The sequence below is a fragment of the Lysinibacter cavernae genome, from assembly GCF_011758565.1.
Classification (GTDB): domain Bacteria; phylum Actinomycetota; class Actinomycetes; order Actinomycetales; family Microbacteriaceae; genus Lysinibacter; species Lysinibacter cavernae.
Genome location: NZ_JAAMOX010000001.1, coordinates 822,349 through 839,840 on the forward strand (window position 1 = coordinate 822,349; position 17,492 = coordinate 839,840).

15 protein-coding genes are annotated in these 17,492 nt (G+C 62.7%); 10 read left to right on the forward strand and 5 right to left on the reverse strand.

Annotated elements, in window-relative coordinates:
• Nucleotides 1–225 precede the first annotated feature (225 nt).
• The gene (locus tag FHX76_RS03875) at nt 226–1,353 is read right to left on the reverse strand and encodes a carboxylate-amine ligase (protein WP_167148094.1); all 1,128 of its coding nucleotides are present in this window, start codon (nt 1,351–1,353) and stop codon (nt 226–228) included.
• Between the two features lie 179 nt (nt 1,354–1,532).
• Between FHX76_RS03875 and FHX76_RS03880 the strand changes: the two genes are divergently transcribed.
• The 6 genes from FHX76_RS03880 (at nt 1,533) to FHX76_RS03905 (ending at nt 8,738) form a co-directional block, all read left to right on the forward strand.
• The gene (locus FHX76_RS03880) at nt 1,533–2,675 is read left to right on the forward strand and encodes an AI-2E family transporter (RefSeq protein ID WP_167148096.1); all 1,143 of its coding nucleotides are present in this window, start codon (nt 1,533–1,535) and stop codon (nt 2,673–2,675) included.
• A 181-nt stretch (nt 2,676–2,856) separates the two neighbouring features.
• Entirely contained in the window at nt 2,857–3,681 is an 825-nt protein-coding gene (locus FHX76_RS03885) for a hypothetical protein (RefSeq protein ID WP_167148098.1), read from the forward strand.
• On the forward strand, nt 3,674–4,195 hold the full coding sequence (locus FHX76_RS03890) for a S24/S26 family peptidase (protein WP_167148100.1): 522 nt from the start codon (nt 3,674–3,676) through the stop codon (nt 4,193–4,195). The genes FHX76_RS03885 and FHX76_RS03890 overlap by 8 nt, the downstream gene beginning before the upstream one ends.
• Complete coding sequence (locus tag FHX76_RS03895) at nt 4,195–6,963, forward strand: RCC1 domain-containing protein (protein WP_167148102.1); 2,769 nt, start codon at nt 4,195–4,197, stop codon at nt 6,961–6,963. The genes FHX76_RS03890 and FHX76_RS03895 overlap by 1 nt, the downstream gene beginning before the upstream one ends.
• A 226-nt stretch (nt 6,964–7,189) precedes the next feature.
• Complete coding sequence (locus FHX76_RS03900) at nt 7,190–7,945, forward strand: aquaporin (protein ID WP_167148104.1); 756 nt, start codon at nt 7,190–7,192, stop codon at nt 7,943–7,945.
• A gap of 67 nt (nt 7,946–8,012) precedes the next feature.
• A complete protein-coding gene (locus FHX76_RS03905) occupies nt 8,013–8,738 on the forward strand; it encodes an SDR family oxidoreductase (RefSeq protein WP_341777853.1) in 726 nt (241 codons plus the stop codon).
• 109 nt (nt 8,739–8,847) lie between these two features.
• Here FHX76_RS03905 and coaBC read toward each other — a convergent pair whose 3' ends face one another.
• The gene (coaBC, locus tag FHX76_RS03910; RefSeq protein ID WP_167148106.1) at nt 8,848–10,086 is read right to left on the reverse strand and encodes a bifunctional phosphopantothenoylcysteine decarboxylase/phosphopantothenate--cysteine ligase CoaBC; all 1,239 of its coding nucleotides are present in this window, start codon (nt 10,084–10,086) and stop codon (nt 8,848–8,850) included.
• A 141-nt stretch (nt 10,087–10,227) separates the two neighbouring features.
• On the opposite strand from coaBC, the gene FHX76_RS03915 reads away from it, so the two are divergent.
• Nucleotides 10,228–10,974: an NRDE family protein gene (locus tag FHX76_RS03915; RefSeq protein ID WP_167148108.1), complete on the forward strand. Its 747-nt coding sequence runs from the start codon at nt 10,228–10,230 to the stop codon at nt 10,972–10,974.
• Nucleotides 10,975–11,064: 90 nt separating this feature from the next.
• On the opposite strand, the gene FHX76_RS03920 is transcribed toward FHX76_RS03915, so the two are convergent.
• Nucleotides 11,065–11,919, reverse strand: a complete 855-nt coding sequence (locus FHX76_RS03920) for a DMT family transporter (RefSeq protein WP_167148110.1) — start codon at nt 11,917–11,919, stop codon at nt 11,065–11,067.
• Nucleotides 11,920–11,979: 60 nt separating this feature from the next.
• Here FHX76_RS03920 and FHX76_RS03925 point away from each other — a divergent pair, with 60 nt between their 5' ends.
• Nucleotides 11,980–12,591 (forward strand): TetR/AcrR family transcriptional regulator, encoded by a 612-nt coding sequence (locus tag FHX76_RS03925; RefSeq protein ID WP_167148112.1) that lies wholly within the window; start codon nt 11,980–11,982, stop codon nt 12,589–12,591.
• A gap of 54 nt (nt 12,592–12,645) precedes the next feature.
• On the opposite strand, the gene FHX76_RS03930 is transcribed toward FHX76_RS03925, so the two are convergent.
• Nucleotides 12,646–14,340: a DUF2262 domain-containing protein gene (locus tag FHX76_RS03930; protein WP_167148113.1), complete on the reverse strand. Its 1,695-nt coding sequence runs from the start codon at nt 14,338–14,340 to the stop codon at nt 12,646–12,648.
• 311 nt (nt 14,341–14,651) lie between these two features.
• The gene (locus FHX76_RS03935; protein WP_167148115.1) at nt 14,652–15,098 is read right to left on the reverse strand and encodes a GNAT family N-acetyltransferase; all 447 of its coding nucleotides are present in this window, start codon (nt 15,096–15,098) and stop codon (nt 14,652–14,654) included.
• Between the two features lie 44 nt (nt 15,099–15,142).
• On the opposite strand from FHX76_RS03935, the gene FHX76_RS03940 reads away from it, so the two are divergent.
• Together FHX76_RS03940 and FHX76_RS03945 are read left to right on the forward strand one after the other, a co-directional pair.
• Nucleotides 15,143–15,907 carry a class I SAM-dependent methyltransferase gene (locus FHX76_RS03940; protein ID WP_167148117.1) on the forward strand — a complete coding sequence of 255 codons (765 nt, stop codon included), beginning with the start codon at nt 15,143–15,145 and terminating at the stop codon, nt 15,905–15,907.
• 76 nt (nt 15,908–15,983) lie between these two features.
• Nucleotides 15,984–17,471, forward strand: a complete 1,488-nt coding sequence (locus FHX76_RS03945; RefSeq protein WP_167148119.1) for an LPXTG cell wall anchor domain-containing protein — start codon at nt 15,984–15,986, stop codon at nt 17,469–17,471.
• The last annotated feature ends 21 nt before the right edge of the window (nt 17,472–17,492 follow it).

Below are 17,492 nucleotides of genomic sequence, written 5' to 3' on the forward strand. Positions count from 1 at the left end.
TTCCTCGAACATGCCAGATGGCACATAGGTATCACCCCAAATTGAGTCCACGATAAATCATCCCCCCGGAAGACCGTCGATATCCCTAGTACAGCGAATCGCGTCTTCGCGAAACAAACTGTCTTTCAACCATAGGTTGGGGCAGGGCCAGAAGCAAGCTGAGCCGCAGGCGCGTCGGGAGAAAAAATCGAGGTCAGACGTCAGGTTCTGTGACCGAATAGACCATTAGGCTTCCCAAATAATCCCCCTCGTTGTCATCTCAGCTGCCTCGGCGATCACGGTGTCAAGCCTGCCCGTGGCACGAAGGCGTTTGCGCTGCCAGTCGGCCCCGTTCCCCCGCTCGAGGATACGGGCGATGCCCTCGCTGATGGCCACATCGTCACCATACAGCGCTAACGCTGGCGTGATTCGGTCGAGCAAGCCCTTGATAACATCCGCTGCCGATGCTGCGCTGCCGGTTCGGGGATCAACAAGATCGCCGCGTACGCCTGACTGCGCGGCCATGACAGAGGCTAGTCGGACCGACGGCGTTGAGACAAGCGGGGCTGGCATGCCTCGTTGCCACTCCTGCGCCGCAATCTCAACAAGGGCCCGCACGACGCCAGCAATGACCGCGGAATCTTCCGCAAGCAAGCAGACATCGGAAATGCGAATCTCAACCGTCGGATACGAGCGCGACAGCCTGGCATCAAAGGTCAGCAGGCCCTGATCAAGAAGGGCGCCCGTTGCCAGCAGCTCTGCCTCGAAGGCGTGATAGGCCTCTGCCGAGCCAAACAGGTCGAGCGGGCCAGCGCACGGCCAGCGATACAGCCTGCTGTATCGATAACTCGCGTGACCGGTATCCTCGCCGTCGTACAGCGCGGAGTTGGCGCTGAGCGCAAGCACTGCAGGGAGCCACACCCGCACGCGATCGAGGATGCCGGCGCCCTCATCCGGGGATTCAACGGAGACGTGCACATGAAGCCCGCACATGAGGCTCTCTCGAGCGGTACGACCCCACATCTCGGCAATGGTGGCGTAGCGCTCCGACTCGCTCGGATGCGGTTGCACCGGATAGGGCGAGACAGCAAGCGCAACCGCCCTCGCCCCATGCTCACGGGCGGCGGCATCGGCGGTGAGGCGCCCAGCGATCAGTTCAACCCTGAGCTCATCGAGCGACGAATGTGGCGTTGTCACCGCCTCGACCATCTCCTGCTGCAACTCACCGGTGAGCGACGGACCCGAGGCCGCATCGACCTTCGCTTCAGAAAGCCGTTGCTCGTGGACGCGAAGCAGCGTCGTACCGATGGCAACGGGAACGCCAGAGGACTGGCTCATCAGTAGGAGCTCTTCTTCACAACCAAACGTACGCATATGGCCAGTTTGCGGCAGTTGACGAATGGCTGCCAGGCCGTTGCCGCGCGGCCGCTGCCTCTTCTATAATCGCGGCAAATGTCTGGGCCGAGCTTCCGCAAGTTGTCCATCCTCGCTAGGGTCGTAGGTCTACTGTTGGACTCAGTGCGCCACGTCGCAGCGAACCCAGAGGGGACCTCATGAAGAAACGCCAGAAGCGGTCAGTCACCCGGCCGACACTCGCGCCAACGCCAACGCCTGATGTCACCATCCAGACGGATCAGACCAGGGGCGGCGTTCATGTGAATGCGTTCCGCATCGGTCTGGTTGGCGGACTAGGTGTACTCCTTTCCCTCGTCATCGGAGGGATTGTCAGCCAGCTCGGCACGGTCCTCATCTATATCGGTGTTGCGCTGTTCCTCTCGCTCGGGCTCGACCCACTGGTGTCGTGGCTCGAAAAGAAGATGCCTCGCGGACTCGCCATCGGCGTTGTTGTTGTCACCGTCCTCGCGGCCTTTGCTGGCCTCATGTTTGCGGTGATCCCCGTAATCGTGTCGCAGGCAACCAAGCTCATCAACGATTTCCCGAGCATCATTGACGATGTCTCAAACAATGGCTTTGTGCAGGACCTGCAGCACAACCTCAGGGATGTTGTTGATATCGATGCTGCCATCGAACAGGTGCAAAAATTCGTTGGTAATCCGGATAACCTGCTCAATATCGGTGGCGGCTTGCTGTCCGTCGGCGCAGGCGTGGCAGGTGGCTTCACAGGCGCGGTCATCGTTGTCATCCTGACCCTCTATTTCCTCGCCTCGCTCCGTTCGATGAAGGCCGCCACATACCGTTTTGTGCCCGCTAACAAGCGCCTCAAGTTTGTGCAGGTGAGCGAGGAGATTACGCAGGCAGTTGGCCGCTACGTGGTAGGCCAGGTTGGGCTCGCTTTGGTCAACGGAGTGCTGAGCTTCATTTTCCTCACCATTATCGGCGCGCCGCTTCCGGTGCTCCTCGCGGTTGTTGCGTTTATCGCTTCGCTTATTCCGCTCGTTGGAACCCTGTCTGGCGCGATCATTATCAGCCTGATCTGCCTCTTTGCGTCGCCCCTCACGGCACTCGTTGCGGCGATCTACTACATCATTTACATGCAGGTTGAGGCCTACGTGCTCAGCCCACGCATCATGAACCGAGCGGTTTCTGTTCCGGGATCGGTTGTTGTTATTGCGGCCGTTGCTGGTGGAGCCGTTGGTGGCGTCCTGGGCGCGCTTGTTGCGATCCCGTTTGCGGCGTCGGCGCTCATCATCATCCAGAAGGTCGTCTTCCCGGCCCAGGACGCAAAGACCGACTGACGCGGCAGTCCAATCAGGTAGGCAAAAACCGCTCCAAACCCGTTGGTTTGGGGCGGTTTTTGCCTACTCGCTACGGACTTGCACGTTGTGGAACGGACGCGCGCCTTCGGTGAGATTTGCATGATGCTGATGGTATGCTGGGAAACGGCTCAATACTGACTTAACCGGGGGGTACAAGTACATGAGGCAACCGATATTTGGCGCGCGCTCGCGCCGCAACGGAGCACCCGACGCGGACGCAAACGGCGTTGCGCAGCGGGCCGGCGACGCGTCGCAGCGTGCAGCCAGGCCAGCATCCGATTCGTCGCTTCGCTCCACGCGCATCAAAGCATTGCTCGCCGGCGCAACGGTCCTTGTTGCCGGAGGTTCGCTCACACTTGCCGCTTGGACCACCGGTTCGTCGGTGTCAACACCAACTCTCAACGCCGGCGACTTTGGCGTTGAGCTCTCCGTCGACAACGGCGCCACCTGGAAAAAAGCCTCAGGAACAACGCCTGGCGGATCACAGGTGCTGAGTTTCAGCGGGCCAGTCAGCACGCTCAAACCAGGCGTCGACCTCTACTCGCCGTTGCTCGTCCGGGGCACTCCTGGCTCGTGGTCTACCTCAACCGTGCTCACGCAGCAGGGGCTCGCGCCCGGCAGCAGCCAGGCACTTATCGATGGCCTCAGCTACGAGCTCTACGAGGTTACGGATGCCTCCGCCTGCGCGGCACCATACGTGACGGATGCCTCCCGCTACCTGCTCAGCAAGGGCGCGAAGGCGACCCCTGCCTCGGCAACACCGGCAGCGGCCGTTTCAGGGGCAAGGCTCACCCTTGCCGCAGCAACGGACAGCACGGCTGGCCCAACCTCGACCGTCTGCCTCCACGTTCGAATGGCGAAGTCTGAGTACAACAACCAGTCCTCACTTATGAAGACCACAGGCGGTTTTGTGTTTGACCTGACGGCAGAGGAAGTTGTGGTTGAAGAGGCGGCGGGCGCAGCATCCGCTGTCACCGGTGATTAGGCGCCGTTCCTGGCCGCTCACCGTCCTCGCCGCCCTTGGCACACTGAGCCTGGTTGGGTTTGCGTGCTCCCTGTTGTTCGGCATCCGACTCTTTGCGTTCCAGACGGATTCGATGGAGCCGACCGTGCCCCGTGGTGCACTTGGCGTCAGTATCCGGGAGTCCGCAGAGGACATCGGCCCCGGGGACATCGTGACGGTCACGCGGGAAAACGCACTCCCGGTCACCCACCGCGTTATCACGGCGACCCCCTCTGGCGGACGAGTTGACCTCGTACTGCGAGGCGATGGTAACTCGGCTAACGACGCAACCGTCTACAGCGTGACCGAGGTGCATCGGCTCCTCACGTTTGTTCCCTTGGTCGGATATGCGGTTGGGGCGGCGCTTTCGCAGCCACTCTTTCTTGGCTTCGCCACGGTCGCGCTTGCCGCTCTCGTCACGTGGTATTGGTGGCCGACCGCTGCCGGGCGACACGCCGGCGGGTCGCGCAGCGGCGCTGACACGGGCAGCCAATAATGCAACGCCGAAACGGCGCATCCGGTCGCCACTCCAACACGTCACAACGGGAATCCCCCGCCGGTCTGCGCAACGCGAGGACAAGCCTTGCAGCAGCGGTAACCGTTATCGCACTCGTGCTTGCCGTGCCGCTCAGCGCCTCGGCCGGCTGGGTCACGGCAGAGAGCGTCGCAACAACCGAGGTGGCCGCAGGAAGCTTTGAGCCCCAGTCCCGTGCGCCTGGGCAGGGCTGGGTCGATTGGGAACAACTCCAGGATGTGTGGGGCGCGCAAACCGATCTGCCGGTCTTCGACCGCGCCCCGGTCGTCCCAGGTACCACCGCATTCACCGAACGCGAGTTGCGCAATGCCGGCTCACTCGACGGGTCAAGTTCGATTGGGGCAGCGGCGGTTGAGTGGGCCGCCGCCTCCGAACTCAATGTGACGCACGTCGCCGCTGGGGTTCGACACTCCCTCATCTTGACCGCCGACGGCACAGTTTTTTCGTTCGGTTCAGGGGCAGACGGCCAACTCGGCGTTGGCCTCTTCTCAAGCTCAAGCGTTCCCGTTCAGGTGCGCGCTGGCGCCCAGGCCTCCGGCACGCCGTACCTCACCGGTATCGTCTCAATCGCTGCAGGCGACAACACCTCCTTCGCGGTTGCGGCTGACGGATCAGTGTACGCGTGGGGGTCAGGCTACTGGGGCAGCCTTGGCGATGGAACGAGTGGCGACGGCAGACGACAGCCGCTTCCGCTCAGGGTGAAGGGAGGCTCGCAGGGCGGCCAGTACCTCACCGGCATCACTCAGCTCGCCGTCGAATCGTGGCGAGGCGGCGTTCTCGCGCTCGGCGCCGACGGGTCTGTCTACGGCTGGGGCAGCTCGGTTGCCATGCTCAACGCAAGTCGGCCGCTCGTTCCCGCTCGCATCGTTGGTGGCGAACAGGGCGGCACGTATCTCACCGGCATCACGAAGGTCAGTGCCGGGGTTGGTTTTGCGCTCGCGCTGACCAACGATGGCAGGGCTCTCGTCTGGGGCAACCGTGACGGCAACAGCGGAGAGATGGGCAATGGCGCAATCGGCGGCAACCCGGGCGCTTCCTCGGATGTCCCAACATGGCTCAAGGCAGGGCAACAACAGCCGGCGCAACCGAACGCGAACATGACAAACATCGTCGATGTGTCTGCCGGCGGCATCATGAGCATCGTTGATCGCTCTGGCAACGCCTATCTCTGGGGCGGCGGCAATCCAACGCCAACGCGCGTGGCGATCTCCGGGGCTGCGACGGTCACAACCGGCCAAGGATCACCAGTGCTGTTCACAACAACAGCCGGCGAGGTCTGGGCTGGCGGGCCTGCGGATGCCTCCGGCGCTGGCGGCGGCGCTGGCTCAGCGTACGCGCCAGTTCGGGTGCTTGGCGGCGCGCAGGGCACAACGATGCTCAACACCATCGCGCAGGTCTCCGGCGGTTCCGGGTTTGGGCTGGCGCGAACAACGACCGGTGAACTCTACACCTGGGGCCTCAACGAGCTTTCGCAGCTCGGTGTTGGGAGCCGCGTCGAGCAACTCATTGGGGTCGGCCGGATCTCGCGCGACGCAACAACGGCCAACGTCACGCTCACAACAACCATGAACGTTCAGCGCAGCGAAACCGCTCGAGCGAGCCTCGCCGTTCGGGATGACGGGACCAACCGCATCCAAGCAACCTTCCAATCGATAGATAACGGTCGCCTCACCCTCGAGACACAGGTTGGCGGAACAAACCGAACACTCTTCTCAAGCGTTGGCGAGGTTGCCTCAGAGGTTGCTGGGCTCTCGATCACCGCCATCGGCCAATCGGTGACGCTCTATCTCAACGGCAATGTTGTCTACACGGGCGACCTGGAACCGGCAGAGGCTGCCGCGCTGGTCTCGCCGCGAGTGTCGCTCAGTGTTGAGGGAGCATCCATCTCGCAGACGGGTATCACGGCCCCGGCGGTGTGGCCAACGCTGAACGAGTGGACGGCGCGCAGCATCGGCGGCGGAACCTCCTACGGCGGCAATTTTCATTCGATCCAGTTCTCCCTTGGCAGCATGGCGTTCATGCCGGGGATGATGTACCGCAAACCAGTGCTGCACTGGAGCAATGCGTCTGGAACGCACGAGCGGGTGCTCGACCTGGCCGAATGGGCGCCCTCAGGCAACGCGGTGGTCACGGGCGGGGTCGCCTCTATGACAAGCGGTAGCGCGGTCTCCTCCCCCAAATACGTTGTTGAACAGCCCACCGTGTGGTGGATGACGTTTGAAAGCGCCATGACGGTACCCTCGCCCCTGAACGCCGACTACACGGGATTCAACGCGGGCTCGTCGTACTACGATGCGGCGGGCGCACCGATGAAGAACAACGCAAGCTGGGCGGCAAACGGCTACGCCGACGGGGTCCCACGCGAACGTATCATCCTTGCGGAAGGCTGGGAGGATCTGCGCAACTGGGCGACCGTTTCAGGATCGCCGCGCGTCACCACATCCGACTCCGCAGGCGGCATCATTGGCACGCAGTACACGCCCGTTCGGGTGCGCCGCGCACCGGTCCTGCTCTACTCGGCCTATCTCGATCCAACGTCATGCACCGCGGCAGGGGTGGGCCAGAGCTCAAGGATTGTGGATGGCTGGGACGTCCGTATCGCCCCTGGCAAGGTTGTGGATCTTGAGGCAGACGGGCAAGGGCATTCCGTCTGCCTCCAGATCAGCACTGACATCTCAGGGGTGCTTTCCGTCACATGGCCGATCACCGCCGAGGTCACGCTCGACTAGCCGCCGATGTGCGCGACGCGCAGGCGCACAGCGTTCCGGGTCGTTCCCCCAATCGAGGCGCTCATCACGTTGCGTCACAAATGCGTGCGAGTGCTTGTTTCAACCAGGAAACTCACAGTATTCTCTGAATATCAGGTACGCCGATCTTCTCTTCTTCCGGGAGGAGGGGCCCCGGCGCGGTCCCCCCACTGATGCGAACACACATCAGTTAGGAATGGGAAACCTCATGACGACCGAAACCGTTACCCCACGAACCTCGCCGAGCTTCGGCTCCAAACTCGCCGCAGAAACCACAGGCACCTTCCTCCTCGTCTTCGGACTCATCGGAACCGCCACCTTCGCCGCAACCCTCGACGGCGGAGCAGCCAGCGTCGGCACCCTCGGCGCCTGCCTCGCACTCGGCTTCGCCGTCATCATCGGCGCCTACGCCTTCGGCCCCATCTCCGGCGGCCACTTCAACCCAGCCGTCACCCTCGGCCTCGCCGCCGCAGGACGCCTCCCCTGGAAAAACACACTCCCCTACATCATCGCCCAACTCATCGGCGGCATCATCGCCACAACCCTCATCTACCTCCTCGCCCTCGGCGGACCAGACGGCTTCGCCAAAACAGCAACCGACTCAGGCTTCATCTCCAACGGATTCGGCGACCAATCACCAGGCGGCTTCGGACTCACCTCAGCCATCATCATCGAAACCATCTTCACCGCCATCTTCATCTACGTCATCCTCGGCGTCACCCACACCCGCGCCGCAGCAGGATTCGCCCCCATCGCCATCGGCCTCACACTCACCCTCATGCTCATGATCCTCATCCCCATCGACAACGGATCAGTCAACCCAGCCCGCTCCATCGCAACCGCCATCTACGGCGGACCAGACTGGCTCGCCCAAGTCTGGGTCTTCATCATCTTCCCCATCCTCGGCGCCCTCATCGCAGGCTTCAGCTCACGACTCATCTTCGACCGCGTGACGTCACGCTAAGCAACGTCCGCGTGCTGGCGGTGCGCTCACGCTAGCCTTGGCGAGTATCCAACCCGTCAGGAGTATCGTGAGCGCCACTGCCAAGCCACCCGTTCCAGCATCCGCACGCCCCGTAGCCGTCGTCACGGGGGCGACGGGAGGGATGGGCTCGCAAATCGTCGCCGATCTCGCGAGGGATCACATCGTCATTGCGCTTGGCCGAAATCCGAGCGCGTTGTCAGAACTCGGCGCCCTCGACGGTGTGACCGCGGTGAACGTCGACGTCACGACGTATGCCGCTGCGGCCAGCGCGGTTCTTGCAGCGACCGACCGGGTTGACGTGCTCATCCATGCCGCCGCGACCTCAGGAAGGTTCAGCGTAGAAGAAGCGGATGCCGACGAATGGAACCGTCAGCTCTCACTCAATGTGATCGCGCCCGCACTGCTAACCCGTGCGTTGCTCCCCTTGCTGCGCTCGGCAAGGGGCACGGTTGTGTTCATCAACTCTGGTGCAGGAACCAACGCCGCAGCAGGGCACGCCGTCTATGGCGCAACCAAGCACGCGCTCAGGGCCGTGGCGAATTCGCTGCGACTCGAAGAAGGTGAGCACGGGGTACGGGTCTCGACGGTGAGCCCAGGCCCCACTGACACCGAGATGCTGCGGGCAGACTTCGCCAAACAGGGCGCTGAGTACGAACCGTGGCGCTATATCCGCCCAGAATCGGTGGCGAAGGCCGTTCGCCTCGTTGTGGATGCCACTGACGACACGCAGATCACCGAGGTTGCGGTTCGTCCTCGGGCGGAACTGGTCTAACGGCCGCAGCCGGCCTCGCGCGATCCTCGGGTAAGGGGCAGAGAATTGTCACACATCCACCCATAACCACGCCGTTGAGTGGATCGGTGACCAATCTCACGCGACGAGGTTAGGCCCTAGCCGCAAGAACCGCGTCAAGTACGGCTTCAGCGACGTCGCGCTTCGAGCCAGTGGCCTCGTCCGCGATATCACCGGCGGCGTTAACAACAACAACGGTGTTACTGTCGGTGCCAAAGCCCTCGCTCCAGCCGACACGGTTAAGCACCAGAAGGTCTGCCCCCTTGCGTTTTGCCTTGGCCCGACCAAGCTCGAGCAGGTTCGCTCGGTCAGTCGCCGTTTCTGCGGCAAACCCAACAACCGTCTGACCCGGTCGTTTGGTTGAGGCGAGGCCTGCAAGGATGTCTGGGTTCTTGACCAGCTGAAGCGTCAGTTCGTCGCCGGCATCCTCTTTCTTGATCTTGAGCTCGGCAATATCCGCGGGACGGTAGTCGGCAACCGCCGCCGCCATGACGATGACGTCGGCGGTGTCGGCACGCGACCGCATGACGTCGTTCAGCTCTGCAGCGGTTCCGACCGGAACAACCTCCGTGTTTGGCAACCGGCCTGCCATCGTCTCGACCGTCTGGTCAACGTGCGCGGCGACAAAGGTGATCCGCGCACCACGCGCAGCCGCAACCTGGGCAAGAGCCAAGCCCTGTTTGCCGCTTGATCGGTTGCCGAGAAAACGAACCGGGTCGAGGGGCTCGCGCGTGCCACCGGCCGAGATCAGCAGATGGAGGCCCGCGAACTGTTCGCTGTTGTTGGCGTTGCGGCCGGCAACGATGGCGAGGGCGCCCTCGACGATATCGCCAGGTTCGCTCATCCGGCCGGCGCCAACGTCGGTGCCAGTGAGTTGCCCAACAGCTGGGCCGATGAGATGGATACCGCGCCCACGCAGCGTCGAAACGTTGGCGACGGTTGCCGCGTTCTCCCACATTTCGGTGTGCATCGCTGGGGCGAGCACGATCGGCGCGTGCGACGCAAGAATCGTGGTGCCAAGTAGGTCGTCGGCGATACCCGCCGCGAGCTTCGCGATGGTGTTTGCCGTTGCGGGCGCAACAATGATGAGGTCGGCCTGCTGCCCAAGGGCAACGTGACGGACCTCGGCAACATCGTCAAAAATCGACGTGCTGATGGGGTTCCGGCTCATCGCTTCAAGCGTTGGAGCCCCAACAAAACGAAGCGCGCTTTCGGTGGGAATGACGTGCACATCGTGCCCTGCCTTCACGAGGCCGCGCACGACGCCGACCGCCTTATACGCGGCAATGCCCCCGGTGATCCCAACGACGATCTTGAGCGATTTCGGCATTCGAGTGACCTTTCCCACCGCTTGCAGCAGCTAATGCGTTTCTGTACACGTCCACGATGCCATACTTGGACTGTTCGCGATGCACACCGGCATCGCTCGAACCGTTTTCTGCCGCACTTTCCCCCTCACAAGGAGCTTCCCGTGTGCACCGTCGTTGTCAGTATCGATCCTGATGCCGAGTGGCCGGTTGTGCTGCTCGGCCTCCGCGATGAGTCCCCCAGCCGGCCATGGGATCCGCCGGGGGCATGGTGGCCTGACCTTGGGACGCATGTGCGCGGCATCCACGATCAGGAGGCTGGAGGGGCCTGGCTCGCGGTTCGCGACGATGAGCAGCGCCTTGCTGTTGTACTCAATCGGGCAGAACAGCCAGCTGAGCCGGCGGGCGGTTTTGTGTCGCGTGGCACCATCCCCCTTGCCGCAGTGACGAACGGCCTCACCTATGAAGGCACGTTCCCGACCCGCACGTTCAACCTCCTCAACGTCTCGGGAGCCACGGCCGAATACGCCTGGTGGAACGGCACAGACGCTGGCACGGTGCCGCTTCCGCCTGGCGTCCACATGATTACGCACGAAGGGCCAAACAACCGCTCCGTTCCGCGCGTGGCCCGCTGGCTCGATGCGTTCACGTCTGCCGAACGCCCGACGGGTTCCATCGCTGACGGGATAACCGGCGCGAGCTGGAACGACTGGCTGTCGGTCCTCCGTGACAGCGCGGCGCTGCCGAGCAACCACGAGGATGCGCTGCTTCGCGCCGAGAGCGTGCACGGGCATCCGCTCGCCTCGCTTTCTGTCACCGCCGCAGCCATTGGCCACACGACCGTCGCCCTGAGCCACGCACGGCTGAGTTCGCCCGGCCATTTGGACGCCACACTCGACTGGCGCTCCTAGTCGGGCGGTCTCCGATCACATGAGGCCGGATGTCTACGGCCGTCGTTCCCCCTCCGCAGGTCCTCAGCTAGCGCTCGACAGCCGCCAACCCTAGGGCCGCGACCCAATAGCCAGCATCGCAACACCAACGGCCGCAAGTACGCCGCTCGCACAACGCGTGACGGTCAGGCGTTCCCCAAGGAACACGACCGCGGCGGCACTCGCCAGAACAATGCTGCTGCTCCGTATGGCGGCGACCACGGCAACCGGCGTTGTGCCGAGGGCGACTAGGGCAAACAGGTAAGACGCAGGCACCAAAACGGCGAGCGACACGGTAATCACTGGGTGCGCACGAGCCGAGCGAAGGCCCTCTCGCATGCGGCGCCGCACAAGAACGCTGAGTACCGCGGTTTGCAGGGCGCCGAGCACCACGTAGTAGGCAAGAGGGTCAACGCCGAGCGTGACAACGACCCAGGCATCCCAGAGGGTGTAGGCGGCAATCGCGCCCCCGAGGGCGAGGGTCACTGCGACCTGCCTCGCCAACACCTCCGCGGCGCGAAGCCCACCGCCAACGAGCCCAACCGCGGCCAAGGATACACAAGCGATGCCGGCCCATCCTGTCAGGCTGAGCGGTTGCTGCCAGAGCGCAAGCCCGGCAAATGCAACAAGGACGGGGGCGATGCCGCGGGAGACCGGATACACAAACGCGGCGTCGGCGACCGAGTATCCGCGCTGCAGCAGAACCGAGTATGCGGTGTGTAGGAGCGCGCCAACCGCCCCGGCCAAGAGCCAGTCCCAGTGTGGTTCGGCGTCATGCAGCGCGAGCACGGTCACAGCGATGGGTAACAGCGCGCCAATGGCGATCAGGTTGCTGACCCAGAGCAGTGGAAGGCCGGCACCGGCTCCGCGTTTGGCCACGGTATTCCAGGCGGCGTGCGAAATGGCTGACATCAGGGCAAAAATCATTGTTGACTCCGTAGGACATTCACTCGATAGACAGTGTCTACTCTCGGTAGACTGTATGCCATGGCCCATTCCCCAAACGGCACGAGCGCACACCAACGCGGCACCGCAGCCGAAACCCGCTCGCGCCTCATCGCAGAAGCCATTGCACTCTTCGAAGAAGCAGGCCTCGCAGGCTTCACCGGCAGAGAGGTCGCCAAACGCGCAGGGGTATCCCACGGCGCGCCCCGCCGCTACTTCCCTAGTAACGCGGCGCTGCTCTCAACCGTTGCCGCAAACGGCTTCGCTAGGCTCAACGAGCGAGTGGATGCCGTCGCCAGCATCGAGCGACCAGCCGCAGAGGCCCTCCAAGCGGTCGCGAGCGCTTACATCGATTTTGCCCGCGAACAGCCAAACCTGTTTGACCTCATGTTTCGACACGATTTACTCGAACACTCAGGTGAGTCCCTGCGCGAGAACAGCCTTCCGCTACTTGGTCGCCTCCACACGTTTGCCAACGAGGCATACCCCAACGCGCATCCGGCAGCGGCAGTTGACCTGTGGCTCAACCTCCACGGCATCGCCGTACTGCACAGCCGAAACTCACTCGAACTCGTTGGCATCGACGCAGCGGCAGCGGTCAGCCGCGCCATTCGCGCGCAGCTCGCCGAAGATTCCAGGCCTGCCGAGGACTGACTTGAGAGCGGCCGTCGAGGAGAAGCCCAACAGGCAGGTCAAGGCCGCTTCGCGCTACCCAGCGATTGAGGCGTCGGTAATTGTTCCGTCAGGCTCGACGGAGAGCAGGATCACGTGGCCGCCAAACATATTGCCGTCGTCGTAGTACGGATTTACTGAGCCGTCCTCGTCGATACTGAGCTCGCTAAGTCCGATCCGCTCGGCGAACGCTTCGACGGTAATCGGTGCCGATGCCAACGATTCCTCGTCGTCCTGTCGCCAGTCTTCGGCACCGTCGGCCAGTTCCGCAGCAGCAAATGCGCGCCAGCGGGAATCAACATTCGGCATTGCTGCAACAAGCCCGACCAAGCTGGAGAGGGCCACCGCACAGGTCTCAGCTCCCTCGATGGACCCGTCATCGACCGAGAGCGACACCGATACGTCCCGCCCGCACCACTGAATGTGACCGGAAAACCATCCGAAGTTTCGATCAAGCTCGAACTCGCCCATATCTGTCGCGATACGGACAGGCTGCGTCCAGCGCGCCAACCGCTCGTCGAGGTCCCGAACATGAACGTCTCGTTCAATCACTTGGTCGAGCGCAAATTGGTGCACCGCGTTTGGCTCGGCTGCCCCTCGCCGTAGCTGTTCCGTTTGGCCGGGGACGAAGCGACGAGCTCGCACCACATATTGACTGAACGGTTTGAGATCGTAGGTGCTTGACGTCCGCTGCCCATCTGTGGAGAGCCACGAGAGCCGCCCCTTCTCGCTGACCGAGCCGTCTTCGTCGACATAGGCGAGGAGATTCGTAGACGAGGCCCAGAGGCTACCCCCGCGTATGTGAGCCGCTCCACCAACAATTCCGCTCGTGAGTACTACGATCTCACTGCTCTCTGACGCATACTTCGCGTCAAACGCCGCGCGCTCCTGTTGCTCGGTTCCCCCGGCAACATCAGCAGCAGGGCGACGCTCAACCATCGGCGCTTTGGCGCGGAGGAAGACGGGCGCGGGAACGGTGTTGGCGTGCGTGCTGACGGCGACTAAGACCTCATCTCGAACCGCAGGCGCACCGGTATCGGACCGAAGCATCCCGACCATTGGGATGACGATCATCCGGTGGCTTGGATGCCTGGCAAGAATAAAGTCGCCGCGTGCAGCTGTCTCGGTGATCTCGGCAAGTGGGATCTTAATCGTCTGCCCGTTGGATGATGCGATGACGTGTGCATCAGTGATCCACCAGCGCGGGGCTGGCTGGGTCAGGTAGTCCTTCTCGCCCTGCCGCGATTTAACCAACAGGGTACCCCAGACAAGCGCCAGTACCCCAAGGAAAAACAGCGCGACAACGATGCCAAGCACCGACACAACACCCAACAGCAGCGGGACCACAAGCAAGACAAGGGAAACTATCCCAATCGCAACGGAAACCCCCACGAACACCCGGTAGTTGCGTGAGTGCATCGAGACGTTGATGAGTGACGACCACGCCGGCTTCGTCTGGTTTCTATACAGCGACCCCGCGCGATGCAGCTCCTGCGCAACCCGTATGACGTGGCCAGCTTCAAGGTCGTCAATGCTCTGCAGCGCGGGCACGTATGTCATCGTGGCCTCGCCCTCCTCGAACAGGATGCCGTACTCTGCTTGTCCCGTCTGGACGCCGTCGTCAAAACTTACATCATCGTCAGAGCGATCCGCGTCACTGGGATTCAGTTCACCGCGTCCAACCCAGTAGCCATGCTGCCACGCGCGGGAGTGAAATTTGAGGTTGGGCATGGGTCAACCGTCCCTGTTTGACGTCGGCGAGACGAGTTTGAAAGCCGTAACGAACCCGCTGGCGCGTTTGGCTGCGGCAGCCACAAAGGTGGTGCAGTCCGCTGCAGGCGCCTCGCGGAGGCGCGTCTCGGCTCGAAGACGCGGTTCCACTCGGCTACCGATACCGGCACGGTCGGTCGCGTCCCATTCGCACACATTCACACCATTAACGCTAACCGATTACCCTGAACCTTCGCCGCAGTGACCGGCCAGGTTCGGCCGCTCCGATACCGCATCACTGTCTCGCGTACGCCAGTGTGTTCGGCCCCGGCCTAGCGGCCGTATCGAAGGTGGATAATCGGAAACGGACGTCCGTCGCCGTCAGTTTCTGACCGGCCGACTCGCAAAAACCCGCTGTGCTCGTAGAAGCTGAGCGCCGCTGGGTTTTGCTCATTGACGTCAAGCACAAGCTGCGGCGAACGCAGCTGCGCGGCATGCAGGAGCGCGGTGCCAACTCCCCTTCGCATTGCACCGGCATCAACAAACAGCATTTCAATAGAGTCGTCAACCCAACCAAGAAACCCAACGGCGTGGCCATCGATTGTGGCAATATCTAGTTCGACCGCTGGCAGGTAGTGCGTCACCATGCGTAACTCGTACCGGTTAATATCTTCGACCGTGAGGAACGTGTGCGTTGCCTCAACCGAACTGCGCCAAATCTTCACGATGGTTGGCCACTCGTCTTGGCCAAAACACGGCCTCACCAGCAATTGCGACATACCCCAAGTCTACGGAACGCGCGGCGGACTGGCACAATGATTTCATGACCGCATCCTTTGAAGAGCTTGTCGCCGAGGCGCAGTCGGCCTCCGTCGACGGTTGGGATTTTTCCTGGCTCGACGGGCGGGCCACTGAGCAACGCCCCTCGTGGGGGTATGCGGAGACCCTCGGCCGCCGATTGGCGACGGCATCCGCTGCCCTTGATATCCAGACGGGCGGCGGCGAGGTCCTTGCTGGCCTCAGTCAGTTACCGAGGCTCATGGTGGCCACCGAGTCCTGGCCACCAAACGTTGCCAAGGCGACCGCGCTCTTGCATCCGCTCGGCGTTGCCGTTGTGGCCGATGCGGACCAACCTCCGCTGCCGTTTGCGAGCGAGGCCTTCGACTTCGTGTCCAGCCGCCACCCCGTGACGGTGTGGTGGGACGAAATCGCAAGAGTGCTTCGTCAGGGCGGAACCTATCTTGCGCAACACGTCGGTCACTCAAGCGTCTTTGAGCTTGTCGAGTATTTCCTCGGCGAACAGCCAGAGCACATCCGAAACGCGAGGCATCCCGATGCCGATGTTGCCGCGGCAACGGCGGCAGGACTCAGCATCGTTGACGTGCGGTTTGAGCGCCTCCGCTTGGAGTTTCACGACATTGGAGCGGTCATCTACTTCCTGCGGAAGGTGATCTGGATGGTGCCCGGTTTTACGGTCGACGCCTATCTGCCACGGCTTCGTGAGTTGCACGAGCAGATCAGCAACGAAGGCCCGTTTATCGCTCACTCGACTCGGTTCTTGATCGAAGCAACCAAACCAACGAGCTGAGGCCAACTCGTTACGTTCAGACACAGTTGTTTCCAAACGCTATGCCTGAAGCCGTCGGGCGTTTAGCATGTCCAGTATGGCGGTCATCTGCGACACACATGATTCTCGTAGCTTCAGCACCCGCATCGTTGCGGTGGCCGTTGCGGCCTTCTGCGTTGTGGGCATCGGCTTTGGCCAGGGCGGCACGGCCGCGCATGCCGCACCCTCTGACGGATACGCAACGCTGACGGTGAGCGGCGACCCCGGTGCGCGCACTGGCTCCGTCGCGCTTCCCGGCGATCTCCCCACCGCAGCTTTGACCTCAACGTCGCGCATTGGCACGGTCTCCTCGGGCGCAACATCGTGGGTGCCAGGGTCCGCACCCTTCGGCACGTTTGCCGGATCGAGCCAGAACAAGAGCTACCTCTCGCTCGACTCCGGCGGCCAGACAGCAGGCTCGGCATCCGTGACAACCTACACCTTTGCGACACCGGCGCCAGCCGGCAGCTGGGGATTTGCCCTTGGCGACGTCGATGCAGAAGCCCTCACCGTAACGGCCATCGACGCCAACGGCGACGCTATACCTTCGGCCTCGCTCGGCCTCGTCACGGCCTTCAATTACTGTGACGCGTCGCCCCGCGCCTCAGCATGTGCATCCGAGAACGCCCCCTATGCAATTCCGACCGTGTCAACTTCGGCCGAAAGCGTCACGCTCGCTGAGCCCCGCTGTATTGCCGCTAATGCATTCTGCGACACAACTGGCGCGGCGGCCTGGTTCAAACCGCTTGTACCAATTTTGTCGCTGACGGTCACCTCCGCATGGGTTTCCGGCTCGCCGAGCTACCAAACCTGGTTCGCCGACGCGAGTGCGGTGAGCGGGAGGGTTGATGCCACGTGCCTTCCAGCAGGAGGCCTTGGCCTTGACCTGCTGGATGGCTCCGGCAGCCAGGTCGCAACGACGGTAACGGCCGAGGACGGCTCGTTCGCTTTCCCCTTCGTTCTGCCGCTTCGCGACTACGCGGTCAGACTGTCGGTGGTGCCTCCTGGCAGTGAATCGGCACCTGCCACGCCGATTGATGCGGTCACCAATGGGCCTGCAGTCGGCGTCGCACTCGCGGTAGACGGCGTCTATCCGATAACCGGTTCCGTGACGGGCCAGCTACGCGCTGACCTGACCGTGACGCTCGCCGGCCCAAACGGAACAGTCACAACCACAACGGATGCGGTCGGCGACTACGCGTTCCCACCACAGGCATCCGCTGAGTACACCGTCACGGTCACGGCTCCAAACGGCGCAACGGTCGCCCCTGCGAACCGGGTGGCAACCGTGAACTGCGCGGCAAACAACATGCTGCCGTTTGCAATCGAGGACGAACGGGCAACCGAGACCCCAACACCGCCAACCAACCAACCACCAAGCACCGGCTCCAACACGCAGGCCTCCCAAACAACCTCGGCTGGCGGCGCAGGAAGCCTTGCCGCAACCGGAGGACAGCAGAGCGTTGGGTTCCTGACCGTTGGCCTTCTGGTCATCCTCGCTGGCATGACGCTCAGACTGAGACGCAAACCCTCGACCATGCACTGATCACATCATCCAACGAAAGGT